Origin of the sequence: Kitasatospora sp. NPDC058478, assembly GCF_042720345.1 — a bacterium.
Classification (GTDB): Bacteria; Actinomycetota; Actinomycetes; order Streptomycetales; family Streptomycetaceae; genus Kitasatospora.
Genome location: NZ_JBHXML010000161.1, coordinates 1 through 1,812 on the forward strand (window position 1 = coordinate 1; position 1,812 = coordinate 1,812).

Annotated in this window: 2 protein-coding genes; both read left to right on the top strand. The window is 37.7% G+C overall.

Annotated elements, in window-relative coordinates:
- Positions 1 to 512 precede the first annotated feature (512 nt).
- Positions 513 to 686 carry a hypothetical protein gene (locus ACFWPT_RS40875; RefSeq protein ID WP_375839303.1) on the top strand — a complete coding sequence of 58 codons (174 nt, stop codon included), beginning with the start codon at positions 513 to 515 and terminating at the stop codon, positions 684 to 686.
- A 90-nt stretch (positions 687 to 776) separates the two neighbouring features.
- The gene (locus tag ACFWPT_RS40880; protein ID WP_375839305.1) at positions 777 to 1,685 is read left to right on the top strand and encodes a hypothetical protein; all 909 of its coding nucleotides are present in this window, start codon (positions 777 to 779) and stop codon (positions 1,683 to 1,685) included.
- Positions 1,686 to 1,812: the final 127 nt, after the last annotated feature.

Genomic DNA, 1,812 nt, shown 5'->3' on the forward strand with positions numbered 1-1,812 from the left:
CACTTATACACTCTGTCGAGTGAGTGCTAAAATGCTGAAGCATTTCCGTCAAGCGTGTGGAGGAATCTTGTAGAGAGATATAGCATAGATACCCGTATCTCTAGAGATATTTTGGTATATCCCTGCTATATCTATGGGGTATCTATGCTATATCTTTGGCTTCAAAAACGGCACCTGTTCTAAGAGCATAGAAACTCAACAGGCACAGCCTGTTTGACACCCTTTTTTTTAGGGTGGCACCGAGTTTCCTTATGCTCTTTTTCTCTGAAGCTAAACCTGTTTTATATGTCGTAGTCTTTTTATTGGGAGTGACCCCTTGCTGTACAATTTCCGGAGGTGCCGATAAGGGACGAATTTTCCCTTGTCGGTTGCCTTTGGGGATTGTAAGGGGTGGAGGCTCGGAATCAAAAGGAAACGAAATATCATTCCGAGTGTGCTTCTTTTTTCTGTTCTTGAATTCTATTATTTCCAATGTTAGAATTATGTTAACAACTTGTTAGGAGTGTGTTTGGATGGAAGAGAAAAAACAAATTGGACCTCGAATTACTGTTGAAACATTTAAAAAGCTAGAGTTATTAGCCGAACATTTTACAAAACACAATGAATTTGGAAGAGTTTCAAAAGATGCTGTAATTGAGTTTGCTATTAAGGAATTGTATAGGGACTATTTGGGAAAAGGACGCTAATTTTTGTTGAAAAACTGACTTCGGATTTGGGGTTCTTTATTATTAACTTGATTTTAATTAAACATTACAGGAAAAATTGAGGGGAAATGGATGGATAAACGCAATGGTGACGCGGTTTTCATAGCTCCAAATGATGTTGTAAAAGTGACCACTATGAATCACGTCATTGAAGTTCAGCATATGGAGAAGATGAACCGGAAAAATAATATCAAAAAATTGGACAAGGATAGGTTTGTAGACCTCTCTACTGGGGAGATCCGGGAGTTCGAGCATTCGGAAAATCGGCAGGAAAATTATAATTCTTTGAGACAAACCTTTAAGAAGCTGCGTTATTTGATAAATAACAATTTTATAGGACGGCCAAATGAATTACATATAACTTTGACATACAAGAAAAATATGACGGACACGAAAAAACTTTATAGTGATTTTCAAAATTTTATCGACAGGTTGCGTTATAAATACAAGAAAGAAAGTTCGATAGATTATTTATCGGTGGTAGAGCCACAAGGACGTGGAGCCTGGCATTGTCATGTTTTAATGCGCTTTAATGATTTGGATAAGATTTATATTAAAAATGCTGAATTAAGGAGTCTATGGGGTTTAGGATTTGTAACAATCAAGTCATTAAAGGATATAGACAACATAGGAGCCTATTTGAGCGCTTATTTGACTGATATAGACCTAGAAGATGTCCAAGACAGGGAAACAGCCTTAAAAGTGGCTTCAGAGGGCTGTGAGGTGCAAACAAAGATCGTAGAAGGTCGGGAAAAGAAATTTTTAAAAGGCGGACGGCTGCACATGTATCCTTCCGGAATGAATATGTATCGAAAATCAAAAGGGATTGTTAAGCCGGAACGGGAAGAAATGAAGTTCGGAGACATAAAAAAAGTAGTGGGTTCGGCAAAACCACACTACGAGAAAAGTTATCATGTCGAAAATGACAATTTTGAAAACACAATTTCGTTTCTCCAGTATAACACAAAACGTGATTTTTGAAGCAAAACGGTTCCTCTTTATGGAGCCGTTTTTTTTATTTCCCGAAGGGTTATTTGTCAGAATGACAAACCGATTTCGAGCCGGCGAGAACCCATTGTCACACCACGATTTAGGGGGTGTGTATAAA

What these genes read in the sequence shown, in the direction of transcription:
- ACFWPT_RS40875 (WP_375839303.1), top strand. Translation starts at nt 513, where the DNA reads ATGGAAGAGAAAAAACAAATTGGACCTCGAATTACTGTTGAAACATTT.
- ACFWPT_RS40880 (WP_375839305.1), top strand. Translation starts at nt 777, where the DNA reads ATGGATAAACGCAATGGTGACGCGGTTTTCATAGCTCCAAATGATGTT.